Origin of the sequence: Bradyrhizobium sp. ISRA436, from assembly GCF_029910015.1 — a bacterium.
In the GTDB taxonomy this organism is placed as follows: domain Bacteria; phylum Pseudomonadota; class Alphaproteobacteria; order Rhizobiales; family Xanthobacteraceae; genus Bradyrhizobium.
Window position 1 is genome coordinate 7275510 of the sequence record NZ_CP094519.1, and the last position, 26599, is coordinate 7302108.

Genomic DNA, 26599 nt, shown 5'->3' on the forward strand with positions numbered 1-26599 from the left:
ACGAAATGGCGGCAGGGACAGCCGTGACGCCGCCTGCCGGAAGCGTGCCGACCGGCCTGCAGTTCGACCTCACCGCGCCTTCCCCGACCGACGCCGCGACCAACCGCAAGAACATGGCGCTGCTGATCCAGCTGCGCTGGACGGCGGTGATCGGCCAGATCGTCACCGTCGCCTTCGTCCAGCTCTGGATGGGCATCGCGCTGCCGCTCTTGCCGATGGCCGCCGTGATCTGCGGCCTGGTGGCGCTCAATCTCGTCAGCCTGGTCTGGGTGCGCTACCGCGCCGACATCAACAATCGCGAGCTACTGATCGCGCTGACGCTCGACGTGGCCGCGCTGACAACCCTGCTCTATCTCAGCGGCGGCGCCACCAATCCTTTCACTTCGCTCTATCTGCTGCAGGTGACGCTCGGCGCGGTACTGCTCGACGCGCCGTCGACCTGGTCGCTGGTGGCGCTGGTCTGCATGAGCTACGCTTGGCTTACCGGCTATTACGAGCCGCTGGCGCTGCCGCAGGAAGGATTTGGCGATGCGTTCAGCCGCTACATCGCCGGCACATTCATCGGCCTCGTGCTCGACGCGGTGCTGCTCGTGGTGTTCGTGACCCGGATCAACCGCAACCTGCGCGACCGCGACGCGCGGCTGGCCGCGATGCGCCAGCATGCCGCCGAGCAGGATCATATCGTGCGGATGGGCCTGCTGGCGTCCGGAGCCGCACACGAGCTCGGCACGCCGCTCGCGTCGCTTTCGGTCATCCTGAGCGACTGGCGCCGGATGCCGGCGCTCGCCTCCGACCCCGAGCTGTCGCAGGACCTCGGCGAGATGGAGACATCGCTGCAGCGCTGCAAGACGATCGTGACGGGCATCCTGCTGTCGGCCGGCGAAGCGCGCGGCGAAGGCTCCTCACCGACAACGGTCGCGGCCTTCCTGACGGCGCTGGTGGACGAATGGCGGACGACGCGGCCCTCGGCCACCCTGTACTTCCGCAATGCGTTCGGTGCCGATCTGCCGATCGTCTCCGACATCGCACTCAAGCAGGCGATCTTCAACGTGCTGGACAATGCCGCCGAGGTCTCGCGCGACTGGATCGAACTGATGGCGGAGCGGAAGGACGACTCGCTGGTGCTGTCGGTGATCGACCGCGGCCCGGGCTTCTCGCGCGAGGTGCTTCCGCATGTCGGCAAGCCCTACCAGTCGACCAAGGGCAGCCCCGGCAGCGGCCTCGGCCTGTTCCTGGTGGTCAACGTCGTGCGCAAGCTTGGCGGCGTGGTGACGGTGCGCAACCGGCCCGATGTCGGCGCCGCGGTCCGGCTCGAGCTTCCGCTCTCGACGCTAGTGATCGGAGACGAGCTTGACGGATGAACGCCAGCTTCTGATCGTCGAGGACGATACCGGCTTTGCCCGCACGCTCAGACGTTCGTTCGAGCGCCGCGGCTACGGCGTCGTCGTCGCGGCCTCGCTCGACGAGGTCCGCGGGCTGCTGGAGCAGCAATCGCCCGGTTATGCTGTCGTTGACCTCAAGCTCGCCGGCGGCGCCTCAGGCCTCGCCTGCGTGGAAGCGCTGCATGCGCATGATCCGGAGATGCTGATCGTCGTGCTGACGGGCTTCGCCAGCATCGCCACCGCGGTCGAAGCCATCAAGCTCGGCGCCTGCCACTATCTGGCAAAGCCATCCAACACCGACGACATCGAGGCCGCGTTCCAGAAAGCGGCCGGCAATGCCGGCATCGAGGTCGGCGCGCGCCCCACCTCGATCAAGACGCTGGAATGGGAGCGCATCCACCAGACGCTGATCGAGACCGATTTCAACATCTCCGAAACCGCCCGCCGCCTCGGCATGCACCGCCGCACGCTGGCGCGCAAGCTCGAGAAGCAGCGGGTGAAGTAGCTCGTAGGCATCGCCCGCTTGCAGTACTCACCACACGGACGTCCCATGTTGGTGGAGTTCGCAACATTAAGATCGTCACGATGGGCTTCATTGGATCACTTTTTTGTCGGCTTTAGCGGCGTCGGCGGGCGACTCCCTCGCGTCGGTTGCACCGGCGGCATAGGTGCCTTCACAGGCTTTGATGGCAGCACCGCCCCCCTATGGTCTCCGATTATTTTATGCGTCGTGGGATGAGGTGGTTTGGCTTTGTCGCTCATGTTTCCTCCCGTGTGTAGATTGCGAAGTAATCCAGCGTTTCCCGTTCAGCCCGTTCTTCGAGCTTCTTATTTTGTGGAAGGCCCGCACTGGGAAACGCTTTCTGCAAAGCCGCAAGTTTGCGTTGTTTCAAATCAAAGCGGAGATCGTGGATGTCGTCGTCGTACAGCGTCCCGGTACAGACTTTATACCAATGATTTTCGGCGGACAAACTGATCGCGTTGAGGTCCTGGGATAGGACTGTCAGCGCTCTTAAGCGGGTCTTATAGGGGAGGTATTCCTTAACGACCTGGAGAACTTGCGAACCTGCAACCACAGCTGCCCAGACAAACGAATACTCCTTGATGATGGCCCAACCTGCAATCGATGAGCTGGCGGCGATCGCTATGAACCCCTTCAAACACCGATCGATGAGCTCCGTTCGAGCAAGATATAGATCTACGTATCGCGCGTCACGGCGTGACGTTACCAATTCATCCCAGAAGATGCGTTGCTGATTCATTTCAAGTTCTGATTCGCGATGGGTTGGCTGCCGATCTCCTTGACCGGCGAGGTCTCAGTCGAGTGCTGCACGACGACTGTTCAGCCGCGATTCGAGCGGTAGATGTAGCGAGCCTTTCGGCGATCGCGACGATGCGGGTAAAGCTGCTGCTTTTGAACAAACCTGTTAATTAAGCAAATCAATCTATGGTGGCGAGATTGACCATGTACGCGATTCGCTCTAGTTAATAAATAGCTTACGCGCGAAGCACTCGCACGTGCTTGGTCCGGCGCTTCGCTAGACCTCATCTTATTGTCTGCGTTTGGTGCCCCAAACGATAGCAACACGCTATCGCCCCAAGGGGACGCTCCGCTCGATAGCCTGTCGCTCTCGTTTGGGGCTTTTAAGGTAAGCTAAGTTGTCGCTACTCTATGCAACAGACCTGGACGCGGAGAAAATCCACGTCCAGGCGCCGTCTGACGTTGTTTTTCTCTGTGGCGGCCAGACGTCAGATATTTCCGAACAGACACCGCTATCTCTCCGCGACGCGTTTCTGAAGATCGTAGACAACCCCATTTTTCGCGACCGCGAATTGGTTCAGGCGGAAGATATCACGGCCGATTTTCTGTTCTTCGCGAAATATGATGACATACTTCAATTCGAGACTGACTTTGCTCAGATCGTTGAGCTAATCATCTTGTTCTGCGAAAGCGAAGGTAGTTTAGCCGAGCTTGGCGCGTTCGCGGTGATTTCTGAGATCGCCTCACGTCTATTTGTGATAGTGCGCGATAAGCACTGGCAGGATCACTCCTTCGTAAGGCTCGGCCCGCTTCGCTGGATAGAGAACAAGCACGGCCGCGAATCGATTTTTGTAATTGGAGATAGTGAAGTAGGGATGCGAGGAAACTCGGCAGCTCACGTAGATAAAGATGCTCTGAAGGCACTGCTCGTGAGTCCTCTAACTATCCGGCTCGAAAAGCCGCGTGAGCCATCGACTTTTGACCCTCAGCGCTCGGGGCACGTCATAAAATTGATAGTAGGCTTGGTTCAAGAATATGGCGCATTAAGCGTCACGGAAATTTCAGAGGTGCTTCGCGTTCTCAACGTGCCGCGAGAGGTCACCGAAATAAATCGATACCTCTACTGCGCAAAGGCCGCGGGTTGGATTAAGGAGGTCTCCAAGGGATCAAGCGACTACTTTGTAGCTGTGGCGACAAAGGAGAACGCCGCAACGTTGCCTGCCAAGGAGTCCGCTCAAATCAAGAACAGGAAACGACGTCGTTGGCTGATCCGTGAACATTGGAAAGCAAACGACGCCCCCAGATACAATGCCATTACACAAGTAGTCGGGGGAGGCTCTCTATGAGTAAGCTCCTTCCCATTCTAGTGTCCGGAACCGGACTAAGTGAGTACGACGTTTTGAGAATCGTCAGAAACGCCCCGGTACGGTACAAGACTTACTCAATTCCTAAGCGGAACGGAGGAGACAGGCTCATCTCTCAGCCTGCTCGCGAGCTCAAAGCTCTTCAAAGGATCTTAGTTGGAAACTTCCTTAACGAACTCCCCGTTCATCCCGCTGCCACTGCTTACAGACCCGGTGTTTCCATCAAGGCCAACGCGGCTGCTCACGCACAGAATGGGCCAATCCTAAAGTTCGATTTCAAGGATTTCTTTCCATCAATAACCTCTCGCGATTGGCAAGTTTATTGTCATCAGAGATCGTTATTCGATGATCCGAACGACGTTTGGATCAGCACGAATATTTTCTTCCATCGATCTGTAGGTAGCCAACGACTTAGGCTCGCTATTGGCGCACCCTCATCTCCTGCGCTCTCCAACGTTCTTATGAACGATTTCGACACGCAGATCACTGAAATGGTGAGCTCTGACAGGGTTACATATACACGCTATGCCGACGACCTGACGTTTTCCGCTAAAAGAACAGGCTTTCTAACCGGTGTCGAGAAAGGGCTACGCCGGAAACTACGGGAGATTACGTCGCCTATTTTGACATTGAATGCGAAGAAAACCGTGGTGGCAACGACTAAGTACAAGCGCCTCGTGACAGGCCTTGTTCTCACCAACGACAAGCACGTTTCACTCGGGCATGATCGAAAGCGAAAGATTCGCGCCGCTCTGCACTACGAGCTTTGTGGGAAGCTCACGCTGCAGCAACGCGCGGAGCTCGCAGGCCTTCTTGCATTCGTGCACGATGTCGAACCGACTTTTCTAGCAAAGCTAGAGTCAAGATACGGGAGCGACCTGCTTGGAGGACTAAAGTCAGCTATCGTTCCGCGCTCGATGCGATAAAGACAGGAATTCGACTTAATATCCGTGCGAAGATTGGCAACGCGGCATCGCTGGATCAAGAACCAGCAATGTCGGCATACAGTCGGCTGGAGTGTTGCGACCGAACCATTGTTGCCAACCGCGTCGCTGCCGGTATACAGCGGTGCATGAGCAATGCCTATAGCCTCTTCCAGCCTCGCTCCGATGCTGCCGATGACGCAACTGTCATCGCGGAGGCGATCCGCTGCATCGATGATTTCACCGACCGTTTCAATGCCCGCGATCTCGCCGGCCTGGACGCGCTGCTGCATTTCCCGCACATTATCCTGTCCGGCGAGCGGGTCGTGATCTGGGAGCAGGCGGGCCAGTTGCCGGCGTCATTCTTCGACGACCTGGCGCGCACCACCGGATGGGCGAAGAGCACCTATCAGCGCAAGGACCCCGTGCTGGTCAGCTCGCGCAAGGTTCATCTGCTGGTGGAATACACCCGCGACCGCGCCGACGGATCGATCGCAAGCCATCATCGCAACCTCTGGATCGTGACATCGGAGGGCGGTCGCTGGGGCATCAAGCAGCGGTCGTACTGAGCGAGTCTCTCAAGGGACGCTCGTTCACGGACAGACCTGAACCCTTCACCCGGATTGCATCTGACGATGCAATCCGACCTCTCCCACAAGGGGAGAGGTGGAAGCGCGGCCGACCTCATCACATACAACTGGCCCTTGCCGTCCAAAACAAACGGCCCGGTCTTTCGACCGGGCCTTCCGTCTGAATTCCGGCAAGCGCTGCTTACGCGGCCTCGTCGGCTACCGCGGTGTCGTCGCCATCGGAGTCGAGATCGTCCCCGTCGGCGTCGCCCTCGGCGTCGCCTTCCGCAGCTTCGGCCTTGGCGCCGCGGCGCGGGCTCTTCGCGAGCTGGCTCTCGATTTCCTTGACCGCCTCGGTCTCGGTCGAGTGCTGCACCACGGCGATTTCGCGCGACAGGCGGTCGAGCGCCGCTTCATAGAGCTGGCGTTCGGAATAGGACTGCTCGGGCTGCGATTCCGAGCGATAGAGATCGCGGACCACCTCAGCGATCGCGACGATGTCGCCCGAATTGATCTTCGCTTCGTATTCCTGGGCGCGGCGCGACCACATGGTGCGCTTGACGCGGGCGCGGCCCTTCAGCGTCTCCAGCGCCTTCTTGACCAGCGCCGGCTCCGACAGCTTGCGCATGCCGACATTGGCGACCTTCGCCGTCGGAACGCGCAGCGTCATCTTGTCCTTCATGAAATTGATCACGAACAGCTCGAGCTTGGCGCCCGCGATCTCCTGCTCCTCGATGGCCAGGATCTGGCCGACACCGTGAGCCGGATAGACGACGAATTCATTGGCCTTGAAGCCCTGACGCTGGGTCACGACCTTCTTCTCTTCCGCGCGCGGTGCGGCGGCCGGCTTGGCGGCAGCCTTCGGAGCAGCGGCGGGAGCGGCAGCCTTCGGAGCAGCCGGCTTGTGCGCAGCGGCCGGCTTGTGCGCGGCGGCAGGCTTGGGGGCGACCTTCGCGGCGGCACTGGTCTTCGCAGCTGCCGCTTTCGCGGCAGTCTTGGCAGTCTTTTCTGGCATCACGCTTCTTTTGTTCTTTGAGGACTTTGCGGCCGAAGCCTTCCTGGCATCCTTCACAGGCGCCTTGGCATGGCCCTTGAGTGCGCTGCGAGCAACAACAGCGGCTTTCTTGGTCGTCTTTGAAGCACTCTTTTTACGCGTTTTCTGTGACACAGCCTGCGCGCGGAAACTGCCACGCCCCTGTTCGAGTTGCGGGAACCTCGAAGCCACAGGATACGCATGGCAGCGGGTTCTTGGCCTGTAATGTGGTCGATATAGCACATTTTCCGCAAAAATCAATGATTTACGCCCGATTCCGGACACAAGGCGGGACCTTGCGGTCATATGTCCGTCAATAGGGTTAAATCGGCAGGCCGTGCAGGGTCCGGAACCCGCCCTTACCGGGGTAGGATCAGCGAATCAGTCACCGGTTCCCGGGTTCGGAGAAAAATATTTCTCGAACTTGCCCTCTTTGCCTTCCCACTCCTTGGCGTCTTCGGGCGCGTCCTTCTTCTGGGTGATGTTCGGCCAGCTCTTGGCGTAATCGCGGTTGACCTCGAGCCATTTCTCCAGGCCCGGCTCGGTGTCCGGCTTGATGGCGTCGGCCGGGCACTCCGGCTCGCACACGCCGCAATCGATGCATTCCTCGGGATGAATGACCAGCATGTTCTCGCCCTCGTAGAAACAGTCGACGGGGCAGACCTCAACGCAGTCGGTATATTTGCACTTGATGCAGGCTTCAGTGACGACGTAGGTCATCCAAAACTCCGAAAACGGTCAACTTTTTCAGGGGTTGCCTAGCGCAGGAATACCGCAGCCGCAAGGGAATCGGCTCCAAAAGCGAAAGGCGTTCCGGCGCAAATCCAAATTGCTGCCCCCTAGATAACTACTCCTTGCCGGCTTGCAAATCGTCATAGAGCACGCGTGCCGACGTGGCGTCGCCGCGCCGCTCGGCAAAGCCTGCGACTTTCAGGACGCGGACGCTGTTATCGAGCGCGACGGTGACGACGTCGCCAAGCTTGACCGCATGCCCCGGCGATGTCTCGCGCACGCCGTTGATGCGGACGTGCCCGGACTCGACGAGCGCGGCCGCGCTGGTGCGGGCCTTCACCACCCGCGCGTGCCACAGCCATTTGTCGAGGCGCTGTCGGTCCAAAGGCTTGGATTATTCCTTGCGATTGCTGGCGAGCTGTTCCTTCAGCGCGGCGAGCTTTGCGAATGGCGAGTTCGGATCGATCGGCCGGTCGCGCTCGCGCGGCGCGCTTGACGCATAGGGCCGATGCGACGGCCCGCCGTCGCGCTTGTCGCGGCCGAAATCGCGGCCGCCGCGGTCCCGATCGCCGCGCTCGCCCTTGCGGTCGCCGCCGAACTTGTCGCGGCGGCGCTCGTTGTCGCGATCGCGCCCCTTGCCCTCGAAGCGCTCGCGGCGCTGGTCGCGGCCCTCGCGATTGTCGCGGGCCTGTGCGCCATCGGCAGGCGTCGCCGACGCATCGGCGGGTGCTCCGGGGCGCGGCGTGCGGAAATCCTGGTGACGGCGCGGCCTGCGGTGCTGCTCGCGCTTGCCGCCTTCGGCGGCCTGTGCACCGCCCTCGGCAGACTTGCCCTGGTGACGGCCGCGGTTGCGGTCGTGACCCCGATGATGCGGACGGCGCTCGTCGGGCCGACCACCGGGACGCCAGACCTCGACCAGTTGCGGCTCCGCCGGCGTCTCGGGCGCGGCGGCGGCAGCCTCTGCCGGTGCAGCCTCGGCCGGCGCCGCTTCGGCGGTTGCCGTCTCGGTGGGGGCATCGGACGCGGCGGGCTCGGCCGCGGCATCAGCGCCAGGCGCTTCGGCCGGTGCCACAGGTTCCGGCGCGGCTTGGGCGACGGCCTCGGGCTGCGCCTCGGCGGCAGCCGGGGTCGCTTCATCCGTGGCGGGCGCGAAGCCGACTTCGGGCAGCAGCGCGGCCGACGGCGCGGGATCGCCGGACACCGGCTGATCGCTGGCGGCATCCGCCTCCGGCGCTTCGGCGCTGGCCTCGACCGGCGTCTCGGTGGCAATGTCTGCGCTGACCTCGACCGGCGCATCGGCGGTGACGTCCGTGGTTGCCTCCGCCGGCGTCTCGGCGGCGGCCGCCTCGGTGCTCTCGGCCGGTGCGGGTTCGACGGGCTTCGGCGGCAGCGGCGGACGGCGATCCATGCGGTAGCCGAGCGCGCGCAGGATCGAGGCGAAATCCTCGCCTGCCGAACCGGTCAGCGAGGTCATCGCCTGGGTCACGACAAAGCCGCGGCCGTCGAACGCGCCGGCGGGCTTCTCGCCCGGCGAGGTCTCGCGCCAGGCCAGCGCCGGGCGGATCAGATCGGCGAGCCGCTCCAGGATGTCGACGCGCACCGCGCGCTCGCCGCACTGGCGATAGCCGAGCACGCGATAGGCATCGCGCGGCAAGGCCTTGTCGACCGGGAACGAGGTGCGGCCGCTCGACGCCAGATGCTGCACGTTCGACAGCGCGCCCATGTCGACATTGTTCTGCTTCTCGGCCCACAGCAGCGAGGCCAGCGAGCGCGCCGCGGGCTTCAAGAGCTGCGGGAAATAGATGTGGTAGGCGCCGAACCGCACGCCGTATTTGCGCAAGGTGGCGCGCGACGGCTGGTCGAGATCCTTCATCTCGGCCGAGATCTTCGCACGCTCGAGCACGCCGAGCGCCTCCACGAGCTGGAAGGCGATGCCGCGGGCAATGCCCTGCAGATCCTCGGCCTTGGAGAGCTCGAACAGCGGCCCGAGCAGCTTCTCGATATGGGTCTTGAGCCAGAGGTCGAGCCGGTTCTGCACCGCTTCGCGCGAGGCGCCGGTCAGCCGCTCGTCGGAAATGATGCGCAGGCGCGGATGCAGCGCGTCCTCGGCGGCGACCAGCTTGGCCACCGCATCGCCGGTCCAGCGGATAGTGCCGTCGGAGGTCAGCACGAACTGCTCGTCGGGGGCGGCGCCCAGTTTCTCGGCACGCCCGTCGATCTCGCGCGCCAGCACCTGCTGGGCGGCGGCCTGCAGGGCCTTGGCGTCAGAGCCGGCTTCCGCGGCATCGGGCGCAAAGGTGAATCCATCGAGCCGGCCGATCACATGACCTTCCACGATCACTTCGCCGGTTTTGCCAATTTCCGTATTCAAAACTGAGTTCTCCCGCAGGCGGCGCATCAATACACTGGTCCGCCTGTCAACGAAACGCTCCGTGAGCCGTTCATGCAGGGCATCGGATAATTTATTTTCGAGCTCGCGCGTGATCCCCTGCCAATGCTCCGGGTCATACAGCCAGTCCGGCCGGTTGGCGACGAAGGTCCAGGTGCGAATCTGCGCGATTCGGCCCGACAACGTGTCGATATCGCCGTCGATGCGGTCGGCCTGGTCGACCTGGGCGGCGAACCATGCGTCAGGGATACGCCCCTTTTGCATCAGGAAGCCGTACAGCGTGGTCACGAGTTCGGCATGGGCGGCCGGCGACACTTTACGGTAGTCCGGGACCTGGCAGGCCTCCCACAGCCGCTCCACGGCGGCCGCCCCATGCGCCATATCGCGCACCTCGGCGTCGCGTGCGACATGGTCGAGCACGCGCTGGTCCTCCGCGACCGGTGCCCGCGTCAGCGTCTCGTGGCCGGGCGGCAGCGTCAGCGACACCTGCAATGCGCCGAGCGAGGCGAAATCGAGCCTGGCGTTGCGCCATTGCAGCATCTTCACGGCATCAAAGGTGTGGTTCTGCAGCGCGTTCACCAGTTCCGGCTCGAACGGCGCGCAGCGCCCGGTGGTACCGAAGGTGCCGTTGCGCGTGGCGCGGCCGGCGCGGCCCGCGATCTGCGCGAATTCGGCCGGCGTCAGGCGGCGGAACTGATAGCCGTCATACTTGCGGTCGGAGGCAAAGGCGACGTGATCGACGTCGAGATTGAGCCCCATGCCGATCGCATCGGTGGCGACGAGATAATCGACGTCGCCGCTCTGGAACATCGCGACTTGCGCATTGCGTGTGCGCGGGCTGAGCGAGCCGAGCACCACCGCGGCGCCGCCATGCTGGCGGCGGATCAACTCGGCGATCGCATAGACCTCGTCGGCCGAGAACGCGACAATTGCCGTTCTTCTCGGCTGCCGCGTGATCTTGCGATCGCCGGCGAATTCGAGCTGCGACAATCGGGGCCGCGTCACGATGGAGGCGCCAGGCAGCAGCCGCTCGATGATCGGCCGCATCGTCGCAGCCCCCAGCAGCAGCGTCTCGTCGCGGCCGCGGCGATTGAGGATGCGATCGGTGAAGACATGCCCGCGCTCGAGATCGGCGGCGATCTGGATCTCGTCGACCGCAAGAAAAGAGACATCGAGATCGCGCGGCATCGCCTCGACAGTCGAGACCCAGAAGCGCGGCGATTTCGGCTTGATCTTCTCCTCGCCGGTGATGAGCGCGACGCTCTCCTCGCCCGCGCGATCGGCGATCTTGTTGTAGACCTCACGCGCCAACAGCCGCAGCGGCAGGCCGATCACGCCCGACGAGTGCGCCAGCATCCGCTCGATCGCCAGATGCGTCTTGCCGGTGTTGGTCGGCCCAAGGACGGCGGTGACGCCAGCGCCGGGCACGCGGTCATTTCCGAACGAGGATGAGAAAGCCATCTGTTGCAGGTGTTTCTTGAACTGGTGGCGTTATAGCCGTTCCGTCATCCTGAGGAGCGCGTAGCGCGTCTCGAAGGATGCACGGCCGAGATCTATGCGCACGTTTTGATCGGACTTTCCTCTCGCGGACGAAGCGGGGCTGTCGCCCTTCGAGACGGCCGCTGCGCGGCCTCCTCCAGCGACAACGGCGGAGCCGTTGCGCGGGGGTGACGGTCTGGCAGCGTGTTTCGCAAAATCTGTCTCACAATGCGACGCTTTTCGCGCCAAACTTAAGCTTCGGAACGAGTTGAGAACGAATCGCGCCCGAATCGCTGACTCCCCTCCAGGCCTGAAACGTTCACCGCAACATCTCGGGTGACCTTCGGGCGGCGGCACTAGATCAAGTTTATCTGGGCTCCACAAGCGGCTGGTAAAGGTGCTGAGTCCCCTAAATTCCTGATATCGCCGAGTCGAATCAGAATCGGGCAAGAGTCAACCGGATTCCGGCGACGTTTGCTGCATGCCTGGGGCGAGGAACCCTCTCCCGTTGGGTGAAGGGGAAAGCATTCCCGCCGCTTCTCGTCACTCGTCATGGCCGGGCTCGTCCTTGGCTTGACCCGGGCATCCATCAACCCAAAGACCTCTCTCGAAACGATGGATTGCCGGGTCAAGCCCGGCAATGACGAGATGTTTTGCCCGCCGCTACTGCGTCTTCGCCACGCGCGGCGGCGCGGCTGACGTGACGAACGAGGTGGCTTCCAGCATCGCAGGCCCGAGCGGGGTCGGGATGGTCATGCGGAACGGCACCAGGATGCGCGTGCCTGCGATCGGCACCAGCGTGATCTCGATGTTGCGCTGAGCGGCGAGATATTTGATCACGGGGCGATCGGGGATGTAGCCCGAGATCGGCACGAAATAGATCGCGCAGACCAGCGCCGGGCCGTGATAGCCGCGCTCGGCCTTCACCGTCACCACGCGCTTGTAATCCAGCTTGAGATCGTAGCGCATGCGGCCGTCGAACACGCCGGCGGCGGTGCGGCAGCTATCCGGGCTCATCAGCTCGCTATTCCCGGGCACGCGCAGCATCGAGCCGGTCATCGGATCGAACACGCCCTTCTTGTGCGCGTCGGTGACCGGGATGCGATCGGCATCGACAGGCGGCACCGGCTCGATGGTGGAATCCTTGACGTTGCCGTTGGCGAGCACCATCCGGATCGTCTCTGACTTCTTCGAGGTGGTGGTGGTCGCGGTGTAGGAATTCGCCACCAGCGCGCCGTTGACGACGCGCCCCTGCGAGGCGCCGCTGCCGGTGCCGCCGGCGAACGCCTTCAGAAGCCCCGCGGTCCCACCCTGGGCCGAGGCGGAGAACGTGTCGTCGCCGATTTCGACGGTCCAGGAGCCTTTGCCGACCGGGATACCGGCAAGCGTCGCCTCATACTGCGCATCGAGCCGCCCCTGGGCCTTCGCAGCCTCCGGACCGAACAGCATGAATGCGCCGGCCAACAGGCCGAGCAGCCACCCGGAGGGCGGCAAAATGGCAATCGGGGTAGTCACTTACCTGACGGTCCTGCTATCGGCGCTCGATCGTGTCATTTAGGCAGTCGAATTGGCCAGACAACGCGTGTTCCGCAAAAGGGGACGCCGTCTTGCGCCCCGAACACGCCTCGTCAAACCCGCGCGCGTCCTTATGGAACCAGAATTGCAGCCGAATACGCCCTTTATATGGTTGCCATCTCCGCCGTTAAGTGGCTGGAACGGCTTATGAACCGGCAATTTCCGGGGCGCCCATGCGGCGATATAATCTTGACGCTTTCGCGATCTCCCCCTATACACCCGCGGTTCCTGGAAAATGGACGCGAATTCAAAACCCCCGCGCGGGCCGTGTGATTGCACGCCTGATGGAGAGGCGGGGATGGAAAAGGATTTTGTAAAATGTCCCGGCGCTGCGAACTGACGGCCAAGGGCCCCCAGGTGGGCCACAAGGTGAGCCACTCGAACATCAAGACCAAGCGGCGCTTCCTGCCGAACCTGGCCAACATCACCTTCATCTCGGAGGCGCTCGGCCGCAACGTGCGCCTGCGCGTCTCGACCAGCGCGATCAAGAGCGTCGACCACAATGGCGGCCTCGACGCCTATCTGCTGAAGGCCAAGGCCGAGGCGCTCTCGCCCCGCGCCCTCGAACTCAAGCGCGCGATCGAGAAGAAGGTCGGCAAGCCGGCGCCGGTGAAGAAGGCGAGCTGAGCTGGCTGCGACACATCGCTCCAGAGGAAAGCAGCGGAGAGAGTTTTGAACGGCCGGGTCGGATGACCCGGCCGTTTTTGTTTGTGCGACTGGCGCTTGTTTGACGCAGTTTCTGGATCGTGCTTGCATGCTACTTTAAATTGTCGATCGGATTTCAAGACTACTATGGGCGCTTTGTTAGCTAACGGAATTCAATCCGTTCAGCACTATACACCTCTACACTACCTGCCCTTCATTGGGCGCTCCTGTGCAATCCTGAGCAAGCCTTCCCTCTATGCGGCAGGCTTTAAGTCAACGCATCTGCGCTCAATGTCGCACGGCCAAGACGTCGCGAGAGGGTTCGGCGAATACGCCCACCTCACTCTCGATCATCAACCACGAATACTAAAGGCGAAGCTCGGAGCAGGCTTCCCTCATCTGGCCTTGAGCGTGCCGGCCCGATCGATCGAAGCGGCTGGTTTTAGCCTTTGTCGGTTCAACGTCGCTATGACTCGCTACCTAAGGCGCGGAGAGAAATGCGGCGCACCAGAATCAAACACCAATGGGCGCTACTACCCAGGTCACCAAATACCCATTGCAAGAACTACTGACGATCAGATGGCAATGCTGAAAAAGCACCTGCCTCTGGGTACGATGATCGAGGTTCTCATCCACGGTGATCTGTTCCTCCCCAACGACACCACCGTGCTTTGTTATTCTGAAGAGGATCTAAAAATCGCGCGTACTGTTCTTTCGCAGATTGAGCGCGCTTGGCGCGCGGAGTTATCCGAACCACCCGGTAATTATCCGCGCAGCAAGAAACATGGAAAATCAGTCGACGATTTCATTGCTCAAGCAATTGCCGATCCAGACTGGCGCGGTAACGGACTTGAGTTCGATAGGCTGCGCTAGGAGCAAAAACGGATCGCAGCGAACATTTTTATGATGGAGATGAAGCGAGGATGCGCCAAGTTGTCCTAATTAGCGGCCATATTTGCACCGGAAAGTCAGAACTTGCCCAGCGGCTAAGAGAAGAATTTGGATATCACTCGGTCAGTACTAGCAGCATTCTAAAATCAAAGGCGGTGGCGGATGGCCGGCCCACCGATCGTTTAGCTCTCCAACTCCTCGGCGATGAACTCGACAAGAAAACGAATCATTCTTGGCTCTTTAATGAAGTCGCTAAAGAGGCAGGACATCTAACACGCAACCATCCTATCGTCGTCGACAACGTACGAACATGGGATCAACTGCAGCATTTCCGGACGGACCACAGTTTCAGCGTCATTCACGTGCACTTGTGGGCCCCCAAAAAATTCCTAGAGCAGCGCTACAGGAAGAAGAACGCTGAACGACCGGGGGAGACGGATCAGTCATACACGGATGCCGACCTCATTAAGAATGAAAACGACATCGAAGAATTCAAGAATGACGCAGATGTCCGCATTAATACAGCCCGCACAGACAGCGCCGATACGTTGGTGAGAGTGGCTGCACGGCTTGGTCTGTATAGTGGTCCAGACATACGGTGCGTAGACGTCGTTGTTGGAGGAATGTACGGCAGCGAAGGCAAAGGCCATATCGCCGCATATCTAGCTAACGACTACGACATTCTCGTACGCGTCGGAGGGCCGAACGCGGGACATACGGTCTCGAGTTCGTCTGGGGTTTACACATATCACCAATTGCCATCGGGTGCCCGCGATACGAACGCTAAGCTCTTATTAGGCCCAGGAATGACCATCTACGCCGAGGCCCTCCTGAAGGAGATCGCCGAGTGTAAGGTGACACCTGATCGGCTCTTTATCGATCCGCAAGCGATGATCATTGAGAAGAGTGATTTCTCGAGCGAAGAGGAACTTAAAAAGAGCATCGCATCAACGGGAAGAGGCAGTGGCGCTGCGGCGGCTCGAAGAATTCTTCTCAGAGGAAAGCGGGGTGCAGTTCGATTGGCCCGCGATGTCCCAGAACTCGAACCGTTCGTCGGCGATAAGCCTCCATATCGCGGCGCGATCGTTGCGCACCTTGAGACAGCTTATCGAGAGGGACAATCGATCCTACTGGAAGGCACTCAAGGTAGCGGATTGAGTATCTTTCACGGCCCTTATCCTTATGTAACCTCGCGCGATACAAATGTAGCGGGTTGCTTAGCAGAAGCGGGAATCTCACCCTCTCGCGTTCGCCGCATATTGATGGTGGTACGCCCAACTCCAATCCGGGTAGGCAACCCGGATGGCGGGAAAGAAACCTCGGGTCCGCTCAAACATGAAGTCACGTTTGCCGAAGTAGCGACACAGGCGGGGCTAGACGCCGATGAGATTACCAAGTTGGAGATTACTTCGACTACCAAACGACCACGTCGAGTAGGTTGGTTCGAGTGGGATCAATTCCGCAACGCATGCGTCTTGAATGCGCCCACCGACATCGTACTCACATTTGCTGACTACTTGAACGTGATCAACAAGGACGCTCGCCGCTTTGAACAGCTACACATCGATACGATCAAATTTATTGAAGAACTAGAGCGCGTTTCTCAGGCGCCCGTTTCACTTATCAACACGCGTTTTCCGCGCGATGAAGAACAGAAGATCGACCTACGTAGTGTCATTGATAGGCGCACGTGGCGCACCAACTCTCGGCTGCACAACAAGTAGCAGCAGGCAAGCCGAGCCATGAATGATAAAACCAACAAGCTGAATATCTATCTCATAAAAGACGCGTTCTCATGCCTCGCCTCTAAATCGTGAAGCCGAGCCACAAAGAGCACACGATCGACGGCGTTTGCATCCTGTACGGAGCACACACTTGGCAAAAATCCCGAAGAAAGCTCCAACTGCTCTTACGGATGAGGAAAAGAGAGTAATCAAAGCCCTCTTGGCCGAAGGGATGCGCAACCAAGACATCCTTACGCTCGTGAACTACGAGCGTAGCGCCACCATAAATTTTGGCCGCATTGCTGGAGTAAAGAAGAACGCGGACATCACGCCCGCTTCAGCTGAAGAGGTTGCCCTCTTTCGTAGGAAGAAAAGAAGCTTCGACCCTGTTACCGGGCTCAATCTTTACGGTGATGAACGCCTCATTCGCGCCCGAGAAGCTATGGCCCTTGCAGCTACAATCTTTAACAGTGGACTGTACCGCTTCAAGACGGAGGTCTTCGCCGTCCTCGCTAACATCGCGTGGACGTACTTGCTGCACGAGCGCTACGAACGTTTAGGTATCTCGCCAACAAATACGGACGGAACGACATTTGCTTTGAGCTACATGCTGTCACGTCCGGACAACACGTTATCCAAAGGCATCAAGAGAAATCTCTTGGCTCTAAAGACCATTCGTGACGATGTCGAACACAAGATGCTGGACGCAGCGACATCAAATGGCTATCTCTGTTTCAAGCATGCTGTTTGAATTTCGACAAGACGTTAGTGGATTGGTTTGGCTCACGCCTCAGTTTACAACACGAGTTGGCGGTTGCTTTGCAATTTGGCAAGCTAGAGTTGGAACAGATGGCCCAAATCTCCGCCTACGATCTTCCGCCAAATATTACCGCCCTCGATGCTCTACTCAAGAAGGATGTGAGCGCGGAGGACCTTGATGACTTGGAGTATCAATTTAGGGTCGTGTACACCTTCGACAGCGCGTCCAAGGGAAAAGCTCACATTCAATTTGTGAGTCCCGATTCCGCTGAAGGCAAGACCATCCAAAACGTCCTACAGAAATTCAAGATCGCCGATGATTTGTACCGGTATAAGCCTGGTGACGTCGTCAAGATAGTTAGGAAGGCAACTGGAAAGATCTTCAACATGAGTGACCACACATCCGCGTGGTAAACTCACAAGGTGCGACCTCCGTCAGGCTCGAAGACCCCAGACAAAACTAACAGGGACTTCTGTATTTATCACGCTGCTCACAACGACTACACTTACAACGATAAATGGATTGAGTTGCTGGTGGGTGAATTGGGTGGTCCGGCCAAAGCGTCTGATGTCATCTAGCGCGGCTCATTTGCCACAACAATAATCGCGGTGCGCCAAAAATCGAATTTCACCAGCAATGTCAACGCGACACACCCTGTCCAGTCCCCGCTACGAAAATATTCCTCTTCCCCGACACCCCAACTCAGCATTACAAATCGCGCGTCCCGCCTCCTCTGAGAGGGGCGTATCGCGATCGTCACGGACGTTGGGTGCGGGATGCGGTGGACGCTGTGGGCGCGCCTGACGAGCGCAGCTTCTCGCGGACGGTGAAAGCGTGTGGTCCTGACGCCCTAGTGGCTGGTGTCTTTTCACAAAACGCTAACGCGTCTTGTGAAGACGGTGACAAGCAAGCCCAGTCTCGCCGGGGAGAGCACGTATAAGCCGTAAAACCATCCGCGCGGGGAACGCCGGGATCGCCCGGCCGTACCTGTGGTCCTACCCCCCGTGCTTTTTTGTTGCACGGGGCCCATGGGTGCGTGCTGGCACCCGGCGTTCCCTGCGCCCTCTGCTTCAACGCGAGGGTCCATCTGCCGCAAAGCTCGGGCCGATCAGGCCGCGAGACTACGCGCGCTCATCGCTCTGCTGTCTGACATGTGAATCGATCCGACCTGCGCGTCGCGGCGAGCGCGCGCGATGATGGAGCAGGCGAAGGAGAATTTGCTTCGAGTCGTCGCACGCGGAGTAAAGCAATCCATCGCGTGAGCCGCTGAGAGATGGATTGTCTTTCCGACTTCGCGAGAGGCTTCCGCCTTCGCCGAAGGCTTCGGCGACAAGACGGCGGGACACCTTCGCCCGCGCCGAACTTCGCTGCTGACAGTTCCTGCCATGGACGATCGCGCGACTGCTCGGAAGGGCATCCGGTGAAAGAAGACTTAACGAAAAACGCCTTCAGACAAAGAAGATTTCAAAGATAAGGAGGCGCATCACGATCGCATGAGGCGCATGCAAAACGTTACGATCTCTTTCATATGATTGTCGTCTAACCAGACGCTCAACCACGCTCGCGATTCGGCGCGGCACTCTCCGCAACCCTGCGGGACCGTGAAGAGGATCACGGTCGGCACAACTCATCGTGAGGCGCGTGCGCCGCACCCTTGGGAAGAAGCCGGGCCCCACCTAGATCGTAGCCGAAAGACGACCCACGCAAAGGATTTGGTAAATGCAAGTTCGCGCATCCGAGACGCGCGGAAGACTGGTGCCTGCGCTCGCGGCCGCCGCCGTGGCGGTGCTGGCCACGGCCGCGCTGTTTCTCCTCGAATTCAACCCGCCCCGCAATGTCAGCGTGGGCGACCCCGGCATGATCACCACCGCCGCCGCCAACCGCGCCGGCGCCATCGTGCTGCCGACCGATCCCGAAACCACGGGCAGCGTTCGGTAGAGCTTTCCCTCTCCCCGCTCTTCGCGGAGTCGGGACGAGCGAAGCTCGCTCTTGGAGGGTCAGGGTGAGGGGCTTCTCTCCACACACGAGATTGCCGATAGACCTGTACCCCCTCACCCGGATCGCATCTGCGATGCGATCCGACCCCTCCCGCAGGCGGGGCGAGGTAAGAAGCGCGATTCCACATCGCGGCAAGCCTCTATGACCACTGTCTCCGCTTCGCGAGACAACGGTAACCCGCTGCGTTGCGGCCGCATTTTCGCATCCCTGCTCCAGCTTCTCGCCACAAGCCTGGCGCGTGCGGGCTGCGTAAGCTCTCCCTTGCGAACAACAATAAACGCAAAGGGAGGCTCTCGAATGATGTGGAAGGCCATCACGGTCGCGGCGGCGATTGCGCTAGCGGCACAGGCGCAGGCTGCGGAAAAGAAATACGGCACCGGCGCCAGCGACACCGAGATCAAGCTCGGCCAGACCTCGCCATTCTCGGGCGCGGCATCGGCCTACAGCGTGATCGCGAAAACGCAGGCCGCCTATTTCAGGATGATCAACGACCGGGGCGGCGTGAACGGGCGCAAGATCAATCTGATCACGCTCGACGACGGCTACTCGCCGCCGAAGACCGTGGAGCAGACCCGCAAGCTGGTGGAGCAGGAGGAGGTCGCCGCGATCCTCAACCCGCTGGGCACGCCGACCGGCCTGGCCGTGCGCAAATATCTCAACGACAAGAAGGTGCCGCAGCTGTTCGTCGGCGCCGGCGCCACGCTGTGGGGCGACTACGCGCATTATCCGTGGACGATCGGCTTCCAGCCGTCGTACCAGGCCGAGACCGCGGTCTATGCGAAATATGTGCTGGCCAACAAGCCGGACGCCAAAATCGCGCTGTTCTACCAGAACGACGACGCCGGCAAGGACTACGGCAACGGCTTCAAGAAGGGGCTGGGGCCGGAGAACACCGCGAAAATGGTGGTGGCGGAAGCGACCTATGAATCGACCGATCCGACGGTCGACAGCCAGATCGTGAAGCTGAAATCCTCCGGCGCCAACGTGCTGTTCATGCACGCGATCCCCAAGCAGGCGGCGCAGGCGATCAAGAAGATCGGCGAGATCGGCTGGAAGCCCGACATGTTCTTCCTCGCGGCGACCTCGACCTCGGTGTCCTCGGTGCTGAAGCCGGCCGGCTTCGAATACTCCAAGGGCATCATCTCGTCCTACTCGCTGAAGGATCCCAACGATCCGCAGTGGAAGACGGATCCGGACGTCATCGCCTGGCAGGACTTCATGAAGACGTACTTCCCCGAAGGCAATCTGCAGGACCAGCTGATCGTCTACGGCTATGTGGTGGCGGAGGCGACCGTGCAGGTGCTGAAGCAGTGCGGCGACGACCTCACCCATGAGAACATCATGAAGCAGGCCGCCAACCTCGACACCACGCTGCCGATGCTCTTGCCCGGCATCAAGATCAAGACCTCGCCGACCGACTACTTCCCGATTCAGGCGATGCGGTTGCAGAAGTTCAACGGCGAGACCTGGGAGCTATTCGGCGACACGATCGGGAGTGATTGAGGGGAGCGATTTAAGGCTGGCCTCTCCACATCGTCGTCCCGGCCTAGTGCGCAATTGCGCACGGGAGCCGGGACCCATTACCCCGACCGGATGGTGTGGCGCGACGCTGGGGCCACAGCCCGTTGCAACAACAGGCTGTGGTGGTTATGGGTCCCGGCCTTCGCCGGGACGACTGGAGAGTTACACCCCCTTCTCCAACAGCACCTTGAAATCGGCCCGCGCGCGTCGCGCTTCGGCGCGCGCAGCCTCCGAGGCGTCGCCGAGGCCGAAATAGCCGTGGATGAGGCCTTCGCCGGAATGATACGTCACCGGCACGCCGGCGGCCTTAAGCGCCTTGGCGTAGGCGTGGCCCTCGTCACGCAGCGGATCGAACCAGGCTGTCGTGACCACGGCCGGCGCGACGCTGGCGAGGCTTTTGGCGCGCAGCGGCGAGACGCGCCAGTCGGTGCCGTCAGCCTTGTCGGCGAGATAGTGCCCGCAGAACCACTCCATCACCGCGCGCGACAGGAAGTAGCCCTCCGCATTCTCGGTGCGCGACGGATACCTGGCGTTCTCCGCCGCGTCGGCGAAATTGCCGACGACATCGGTGACGGGATAGACCAAGAGCTGCCCGGCAAGCTTGATGCCGGCATCGCGGCAGGCGAGCGCAGTGGTAGCGGCAAGATTGCCGCCCGCGGAATCGCCGGCGACGCCGATGCGCTGCGGATCGCCGCCGAATTCGCCGAGACGCGCGATCACGTCGCGGATGGAAGCGAATGCATCGTCGAACGCGCCGGGGAAGCGCGTCTCCGGCGGGCGGCGGTAATCGACCGAGATCACCACGGCGCCGGTCTCGATCACCAGGTTGCGCGCCTGGCGATCATGCGTCTCGAGATCGCCGGCGACCCAGCCGCCGCCGTGGAAGAAGATCACGGTCGGCGCGCGTCCGCTGCCGTTGCGATAGAGCCGCGCGGCGAGCTTGCCGGCGGCGCCCTGCACCTCAATGTCGCGCGCCACATCGACCGGCGGCGGTGGCACCGCAGCCCGCGCATCGGCCAGCGCCCGCAACGAATCGCGCGCGCCCTTTGGCGTCATGGTCGCGGGATCGCGCAGCGGCAGCAGCGGAATGATCGTCTCAATGACGGGATCGAGCGGGAGGGGCATGAGGATGCTTTCTCAGGAGCAGTTGGCTCATCTGACAACATGCTCCCGGAAAGCACAATACTCATGCGACGTGCTGCTGCAACGGCTCCGGCTCAATCTGGGCCGGCTCATCCCGCGGCGCGGAATGAGACGGTTCGGCCTGCGCTGCAGGTGCGGCCGCAGCAAGTTGCTCCGCGAGCTCCTTGGCGAGCGCAGTGGCGCCGACATAGTCGGTCTTGCCGGTGCCGAGCAGCGGCACCTTGTCGACGACGCGGATGTCGGCAGGCACGGCGAGCTCGGAGGCGCCGGTCGCTTTCGCCTGGCGCTGCATCGCGGCGCGGTCGGCATCCTGCTGCGTGGTGAGCAGCACGATGCGTTCACCTTTGCGCGCGTCAGGAATCGACACCGCAATCGAGGCCGCCTGCGGCCACAGCGCGGCCGCCATGGACTCGACCGCCGACAGCGAGACCATTTCGCCGGCGATTTTGGCGAAGCGCTTGGCGCGGCCCTTGATGGCGATGAAGCCCTGCGCGTCGACCGTGACGATGTCGCCGGTGTCGTGCCAGCCCTCGGCGAGCTGCTCGAGCACGCCGGGATTTTCCGCGCGGAGGTAGCCGAGCATGACGTTCGGGCCACGCACCGACAGGCGGCCGCCTTCCTCGATGCCGGGGACCGGATCGAGCCGGTATTGCATCAGCGGCGAGATGCGGCCGACGGTGCCCTGGCGGTTCGCCATCGGCGTGTTCATCGCCAGCACCGGCGCGGTTTCGGTGACGCCGTAGCCCTCGAGGATGCGGATGCCATAACGCTCCATGTAGATCTGCCGCGTGCGCTCCTTCACCGCTTCGGCCCCGGCGATCACCAGCCGCAGCGTGCGGAAGTCATAGGCGTGCGCCGAGCGCGCATAGCCGGTGAGGAAGGTGTCGGTGCCGAACAGGATGGTCGCGCCGGTCTGGTAGATCAGCTCGGGCACGATCCGGTAATGCAGCGGCGACGGATACATGAAGATCGGGATGCCGCCGAGGATCGGCATCATCATGCCGCCGGTCAGACCAAACGAGTGGAACACCGGCAGCACGTTGAACACCTTGTCATTGGCATTGGCATCGACCCGCGCCAGCGCCTGCGCCGCGTTGGCGAGGATGTTGCGGTGGGAGAGCACGACGCCTTTCGGCGTGCCTTCCGAACCCGAGGTGAACAGCACGACCGCGGGATCGTTCGCCTTGCGGGCGACGCGCGGCGCGGTGCCGGCGCGAAAGCCCTGCAGCTTGTCGACCAAGCCGATGCCTGCCTTGACGTCCTCGAGATAGACCACGCGGGCCTGCTCGGCGATCGCGGCGATCAGCTTGTCGAGCTTGCCCTTCTCGATGAACGCCTTCGAGGTCAGCACGGTCTTCACCTGCGCGGCCTTCATCGCGGCCAGCACATTGACCGGGCCCGCCGAGAAATTCAGCATCGCCGGCACGCGGCCGATGCTCTGCAGCGCCATGAATACGACCGCGACGCCGGCCGAGTTCGGCAGCAGCACGCCGACATTCTCGCCAACCGAGGTGCCCTGGTCGAGCTTGCGGCTCAGCACCTGCGCGCCGAGGATCAGCTTGCGGTAGGTCAGCCTGGTGCCGAGCGCGTCCTCGATGATCGGCTTTCCGGTGTCGCGATCGCGGTAGGCGTGGCCGAGGCCTTCGAACAGCGTCTGGTCGAGCATCGCATTCTTGACCATGGCGTCGATCATCACGTCCTGCAGCGCGGCGCCGGCGGCATTCCGGCGTGCCTTACCCTTCAACGACTGATCGATCGGCAGCTTCACCGGCGGCAGGATCGAGATCGTCACCTTGGGGAACCAGGAGCGCTTGATCTCGCCGTTCCTGAGATAGCTGAGATGCGAGCGCTGCGCGCCCTCGATGCGGACCGGGACGACGACCGCATCGGCCTTGTCGGCGATCATCGCGGTGCCGTCATAGACCTTCATCAGCGAGCCGGAGACGGTGATCCGTCCCTCGGGGAAGATCACGACCGGCTCGCCGGCGGCGACCAGCTTGATCAGGTCGCGCGCGGCCAGCGGCTTGGTCGGATCCATCGTGTAGTGCTTGATCATCTTCAGGAACGGCCTGGCCCACCAGGCCTTGGAGATGCCGGTGTCGACGGCGAAGCTCGCGTCGATCGGCAGCATGGCGTGCAGCAGCGGACCATCGACCAGGCTGACATGGTTGGGCGCGATCAGCATGCGCGTGCCCGCCGGCGGCAGGTTCTCCATGCCGCGCACTTCGAGGCGGAACAGCGCGCGGAACAACAGCGCGCCGAAATCGCGCACGCCTTCCTTGCCCCACTTGCCGAGCACGAACCACACGGTGCCGAAGCTCGCTATGGCGAGGCCGAAGAAGATCCAGGCGATCGCAAGCCCTGCGGCCTGCAGCAGCGCCACGAACAGGGCGCCAGCGACCATGAAGCCGGCCTGCAGGATATTGCCGGCGGCGATGATGCGGGCGCGCTCGGACGGCGCAGTCCAGGCCTGCACCGCGGCGAAGGACGGCACCACGAACAGGCCGCCGCCGAAGGCGAACAGGAAGAAATCGACGAGCATCCGCAAGCCACTGAGCGAGGTCGCAAACGCGGCCGCAGTGACGTCCTTACCAAGCGAGGTGGTGGCGATCGCCCAGGCGAGGTCGAGCCCGACCACGCCCATCACGATGGCACCGATCGGCACCAGCGCGAGATTCGGCCTGACATGGCTGAGCTGCGCGGCGAACAGGGAGCCGGCGGCGATGCCGATCGCGAAGATCGCAAGGCACAGCGTGACGACGCCCTCGGTGCCGCCGACACCCTCCTTGATCAGCGCGGGCAGCAGCGACAGCACGATCGCGCCGACCATCCAGAACCAGGACACGATCAGCATGCCGTCCCACAGCCGCGGCTCGGCATAGAGCGATTTCAACAGCCGCACCGTCGAGGTCCAGGGATTGGCCGTGATCGGCAGATCAGGCGCGGAGGGCTGCGTCACCGGAATGCGCGACGCAAAGCCCCAGGACAGCCCCGAGAGGCCGACCACGGCGGTGCAGATCCAGCCCATGTGGCTCGCCTCCGCGACGAACAGGCCGCCGGCGATGGTGCCGATCAGGATCGCCATGAAGGTCGCGCCCTCGACCAGCGCGTTGCCGGTGGCGAGTTCCGACACCGAAAGCTGATCCGGCAGGATGGCGTATTTCACCGGCCCGAACAGCGCGGCGACCACGCCGAACAGCGCCAGCGCGACGAACAGCAGCGGGATCGAATGCATGAAGAAACCGGTGGCCGCGAAGGCCGCGGCGAAGATCTCGAAGAATTTCAGGCGGCGCGCGACGACCGACTTGACGTATTTGTCCGCAAGTTCGCCGCCGAGCGCCGACAGCACGAAGAACGGAAAGATGAAGACGGCACCGGCGATCGTGACCAGAGTCGGGCCCTGGCCTGTGGTCGCGCCGTAAAGCAGGATGATGACCAGCGCGTTCTTCAGCACGTTGTCGTTCAATGCCGAGCAGAACTGGGCCCAGAACAGCGGCGCGAAGCGGCGGGACGACATCAGTTGCTTTATCATGACCGTTTCCTTGTGTTCGGGCGTGGGGCGCCGAAGGGTCTGCAAGCAGGCGTGTCAGGGGATGGCTAGCGATGTGGGAATGAGGCGGATGCCGCGATCTTTAGTCTGCTTCGCAACGTATCGGTTCGAACCGGCGCAAAATCACCCGCGCCGGGCCGGGACGCCGCGACATTGCCCGGCAGGGATGTACGAGACCTTTCGCGGGCGTACGACCGACCGGGGGAGACAGGGGTGTGCGGGGACATGGTGAGTGCTTTGTTGAGAATTCGATGACAATTGCCGGGTCGCCGGCGGCTGTGCGTTGTGCTCACGTCAATTCGCTCAAGCCGGCGAACGGCGACAGCGAGCGCTTGCGCGGATTGCGGCCGTGGCCGCTCGACGACGCGCCGCTCAGCGCGCGCGGTCGGGCGCACCGCTGCTCCAGAACCCCTGCCACGTCGCAGGCGCGGGCGATACGCTCGACCGGTGCGGTCGCGAGGTGGACGACGATGCGGCCAAGGCCCTTCGCGAACCCGATCGCATCGTCGGCGAAGGTGGTGGTCAGTTGAAGTGCTAGCGTCTGCATTTGAGTGGTCTCCGATGTAAACTTGAGCAACGCTCAACCTTGATAGTGCGAAAATGAACATTGTTCAAGAAGATCTCGACGAGAGCGCAAAAGGATTCAGCGGCGCGCTTTGCTGATTGACATCGCACGCCGCTTGATCGCCACTAAGGGTCTGAGATCATTGAAGGTTCGCGATGTTGCCGAAGCCGCCGGCTGCTCCATCGGCAGCGTCTATAACGAGTTCGGCGACTTCGACGGCCTGATCCTCACGGTGAACCGCGAGACGGTTCAGGCGCTAACCGCCCGGCTCAAGACAATTCCGGCCGACGATCCCCTCCGCCAGCTGCACGGGCTCGCCGATGCCTATCTCGGCTTCGCGACCGAGCGCGCCAATCTGTTGCGTTCCCTGTTCGAGCACCGCATGGAGGGCGACCGGCCGTTCCCGGAAGATATCCTTACGATGGTGATGGATGCGTTCGCGCTGATGCACGCGCCGCTGGCGCGGCTGTTGCCCGATCGCGATTCCGAGGATGTGGCGCTGCTATCGCGGATGATGTTCTCCGCGGTTCACGGCATCATTTCACTGGGGCTCGAGGAGCGCATGGTCGCGGTGCCGCCTGCGCAGCTGCGCGAGCGGCTCGCGCAATTCATCGACACGCATCTCGCAGGGCTCGGCCTGGCGCGCGACTGACGTTCACGCGCGCCTGCGCGCAATCGTGCCGGCGACAATCTGCATGGCAACGCCGAGCACCCAACCGACCATGACGGCGGCGGTCCAGGCAAAATCGGGCTCGCCGCGCAGCACGATCACGCCGACCGAGAAGAATGCGACCAGCGTCGCGAGGAAGGTCCCGACCGCGCTGAGGAACTCCGCCGCATCGATCTTGCGCGGCGTCTTGCCGTCCAAGGGACGAAAGGCGAGCTGCGGCGTGTCGATGCCGAGATAGAAGCCGACGGCGCCGCAGAGCATCATGATGAGCAGGAACGCCTGAGAGGTCAGCGCCGAGACGCTCGACCCGACATGGACCGCCACGAACAGGCCGCTCGCTGCTCCTGCCATGGCAAGGCCGAGACGTTCCAGGATATGTGCGAATTTCCGTACGCGGGCTCGCATGGTGCTGCCCTCACCGGTTG

21 protein-coding genes and 1 pseudogene are annotated in these 26599 nt (G+C 61.8%); 12 read left to right on the plus strand and 10 right to left on the minus strand.

Annotation, left to right across the window (positions count from 1 at the left end):
* The first annotated feature begins 5 nt into the window (after positions 1 to 5).
* A complete protein-coding gene (locus MTX23_RS33845) occupies positions 6 to 1361 on the plus strand; it encodes an ATP-binding protein (protein WP_280990714.1) in 1356 nt (451 codons plus the stop codon).
* The gene (locus tag MTX23_RS33850) at positions 1351 to 1887 is read left to right on the plus strand and encodes a response regulator transcription factor (RefSeq protein WP_280974397.1); all 537 of its coding nucleotides are present in this window, start codon (positions 1351 to 1353) and stop codon (positions 1885 to 1887) included. The genes MTX23_RS33845 and MTX23_RS33850 overlap by 11 nt, the downstream gene beginning before the upstream one ends.
* A 253-nt stretch (positions 1888 to 2140) precedes the next feature.
* Here the strand turns inward: MTX23_RS33850 and MTX23_RS33855 are convergent, their stop codons facing one another.
* Entirely contained in the window at positions 2141 to 2644 is a 504-nt protein-coding gene (locus MTX23_RS33855) for a hypothetical protein (RefSeq protein WP_280974398.1), read from the minus strand.
* Between the two features lie 397 nt (positions 2645 to 3041).
* On the opposite strand from MTX23_RS33855, the gene MTX23_RS33860 reads away from it, so the two are divergent.
* The 3 genes from MTX23_RS33860 to MTX23_RS33870 all read left to right on the plus strand — a co-directional run bounded on the left by MTX23_RS33860 (position 3042) and on the right by MTX23_RS33870 (position 5499).
* The gene (locus MTX23_RS33860) at positions 3042 to 3989 is read left to right on the plus strand and encodes a retron St85 family effector protein (RefSeq protein WP_280974399.1); all 948 of its coding nucleotides are present in this window, start codon (positions 3042 to 3044) and stop codon (positions 3987 to 3989) included.
* Entirely contained in the window at positions 3986 to 4933 is a 948-nt protein-coding gene (locus MTX23_RS33865; RefSeq protein WP_280974400.1) for a retron St85 family RNA-directed DNA polymerase, read from the plus strand. Before MTX23_RS33860 ends, MTX23_RS33865 begins: the two co-directional genes overlap by 4 nt.
* A 146-nt stretch (positions 4934 to 5079) precedes the next feature.
* Positions 5080 to 5499, plus strand: coding sequence for a hypothetical protein (locus MTX23_RS33870; RefSeq protein ID WP_280974401.1), 420 nt, complete (start codon positions 5080 to 5082; stop codon positions 5497 to 5499).
* 202 nt (positions 5500 to 5701) lie between these two features.
* On the opposite strand, the gene MTX23_RS33875 is transcribed toward MTX23_RS33870, so the two are convergent.
* The 5 genes from MTX23_RS33875 to MTX23_RS33895 all read right to left on the minus strand — a co-directional run bounded on the left by MTX23_RS33875 (position 5702) and on the right by MTX23_RS33895 (position 12581).
* Positions 5702 to 6514: a CarD family transcriptional regulator gene (locus MTX23_RS33875; protein WP_280974402.1), complete on the minus strand. Its 813-nt coding sequence runs from the start codon at positions 6512 to 6514 to the stop codon at positions 5702 to 5704.
* Between the two features lie 399 nt (positions 6515 to 6913).
* Positions 6914 to 7252, minus strand: a complete 339-nt coding sequence (gene fdxA / locus MTX23_RS33880) for a ferredoxin FdxA (protein WP_280974403.1) — start codon at positions 7250 to 7252, stop codon at positions 6914 to 6916.
* 127 nt (positions 7253 to 7379) lie between these two features.
* A complete protein-coding gene (locus tag MTX23_RS33885) occupies positions 7380 to 7649 on the minus strand; it encodes an RNA-binding S4 domain-containing protein (protein ID WP_280974404.1) in 270 nt (89 codons plus the stop codon).
* 9 nt (positions 7650 to 7658) lie between these two features.
* The gene (locus MTX23_RS33890; RefSeq protein WP_280974405.1) at positions 7659 to 11114 is read right to left on the minus strand and encodes a helicase-related protein; all 3456 of its coding nucleotides are present in this window, start codon (positions 11112 to 11114) and stop codon (positions 7659 to 7661) included.
* A 681-nt stretch (positions 11115 to 11795) separates the two neighbouring features.
* Entirely contained in the window at positions 11796 to 12581 is a 786-nt protein-coding gene (locus MTX23_RS33895) for a DUF3108 domain-containing protein (RefSeq protein ID WP_280978316.1), read from the minus strand.
* A gap of 444 nt (positions 12582 to 13025) precedes the next feature.
* Here MTX23_RS33895 and rpmB point away from each other — a divergent pair, with 444 nt between their 5' ends.
* The 6 genes and pseudogenes from rpmB (at position 13026) to MTX23_RS33930 (ending at position 20228) form a co-directional block, all read left to right on the plus strand.
* Positions 13026 to 13334 (plus strand): 50S ribosomal protein L28, encoded by a 309-nt coding sequence (rpmB, locus tag MTX23_RS33900; RefSeq protein WP_280974406.1) that lies wholly within the window; start codon positions 13026 to 13028, stop codon positions 13332 to 13334.
* Positions 13335 to 13499: 165 nt separating this feature from the next.
* On the plus strand, positions 13500 to 14225 hold the full coding sequence (locus MTX23_RS33905) for a hypothetical protein (protein ID WP_280974407.1): 726 nt from the start codon (positions 13500 to 13502) through the stop codon (positions 14223 to 14225).
* 50 nt (positions 14226 to 14275) lie between these two features.
* A complete protein-coding gene (locus MTX23_RS33910; RefSeq protein WP_280974408.1) occupies positions 14276 to 15967 on the plus strand; it encodes an adenylosuccinate synthetase in 1692 nt (563 codons plus the stop codon).
* Between the two features lie 442 nt (positions 15968 to 16409).
* Positions 16410 to 17140 (plus strand): annotated as a pseudogene (locus MTX23_RS36510) (DUF3644 domain-containing protein).
* Positions 17141 to 18446: 1306 nt separating this feature from the next.
* The gene (locus MTX23_RS33925; protein WP_280974411.1) at positions 18447 to 18665 is read left to right on the plus strand and encodes a hypothetical protein; all 219 of its coding nucleotides are present in this window, start codon (positions 18447 to 18449) and stop codon (positions 18663 to 18665) included.
* 357 nt (positions 18666 to 19022) lie between these two features.
* Positions 19023 to 20228, plus strand: a complete 1206-nt coding sequence (locus MTX23_RS33930) for an ABC transporter substrate-binding protein (protein WP_280974412.1) — start codon at positions 19023 to 19025, stop codon at positions 20226 to 20228.
* A 180-nt stretch (positions 20229 to 20408) separates the two neighbouring features.
* Here MTX23_RS33930 and MTX23_RS33935 read toward each other — a convergent pair whose 3' ends face one another.
* From MTX23_RS33935 to MTX23_RS33945, 3 genes are all read right to left on the minus strand, one after another.
* The gene (locus MTX23_RS33935; protein ID WP_280974413.1) at positions 20409 to 21371 is read right to left on the minus strand and encodes an alpha/beta hydrolase; all 963 of its coding nucleotides are present in this window, start codon (positions 21369 to 21371) and stop codon (positions 20409 to 20411) included.
* A 61-nt stretch (positions 21372 to 21432) separates the two neighbouring features.
* A complete protein-coding gene (locus MTX23_RS33940) occupies positions 21433 to 24921 on the minus strand; it encodes an acyl-[ACP]--phospholipid O-acyltransferase (RefSeq protein WP_280974414.1) in 3489 nt (1162 codons plus the stop codon).
* A gap of 307 nt (positions 24922 to 25228) precedes the next feature.
* A complete protein-coding gene (locus tag MTX23_RS33945; RefSeq protein WP_280974415.1) occupies positions 25229 to 25486 on the minus strand; it encodes a hypothetical protein in 258 nt (85 codons plus the stop codon).
* A 160-nt stretch (positions 25487 to 25646) separates the two neighbouring features.
* On the opposite strand from MTX23_RS33945, the gene MTX23_RS33950 reads away from it, so the two are divergent.
* Positions 25647 to 26156, plus strand: a complete 510-nt coding sequence (locus MTX23_RS33950) for a TetR/AcrR family transcriptional regulator (RefSeq protein WP_280974416.1) — start codon at positions 25647 to 25649, stop codon at positions 26154 to 26156.
* Positions 26157 to 26159: 3 nt separating this feature from the next.
* Here MTX23_RS33950 and MTX23_RS33955 read toward each other — a convergent pair whose 3' ends face one another.
* Positions 26160 to 26579: a hypothetical protein gene (locus MTX23_RS33955; RefSeq protein WP_280974417.1), complete on the minus strand. Its 420-nt coding sequence runs from the start codon at positions 26577 to 26579 to the stop codon at positions 26160 to 26162.
* Positions 26580 to 26599: the final 20 nt, after the last annotated feature.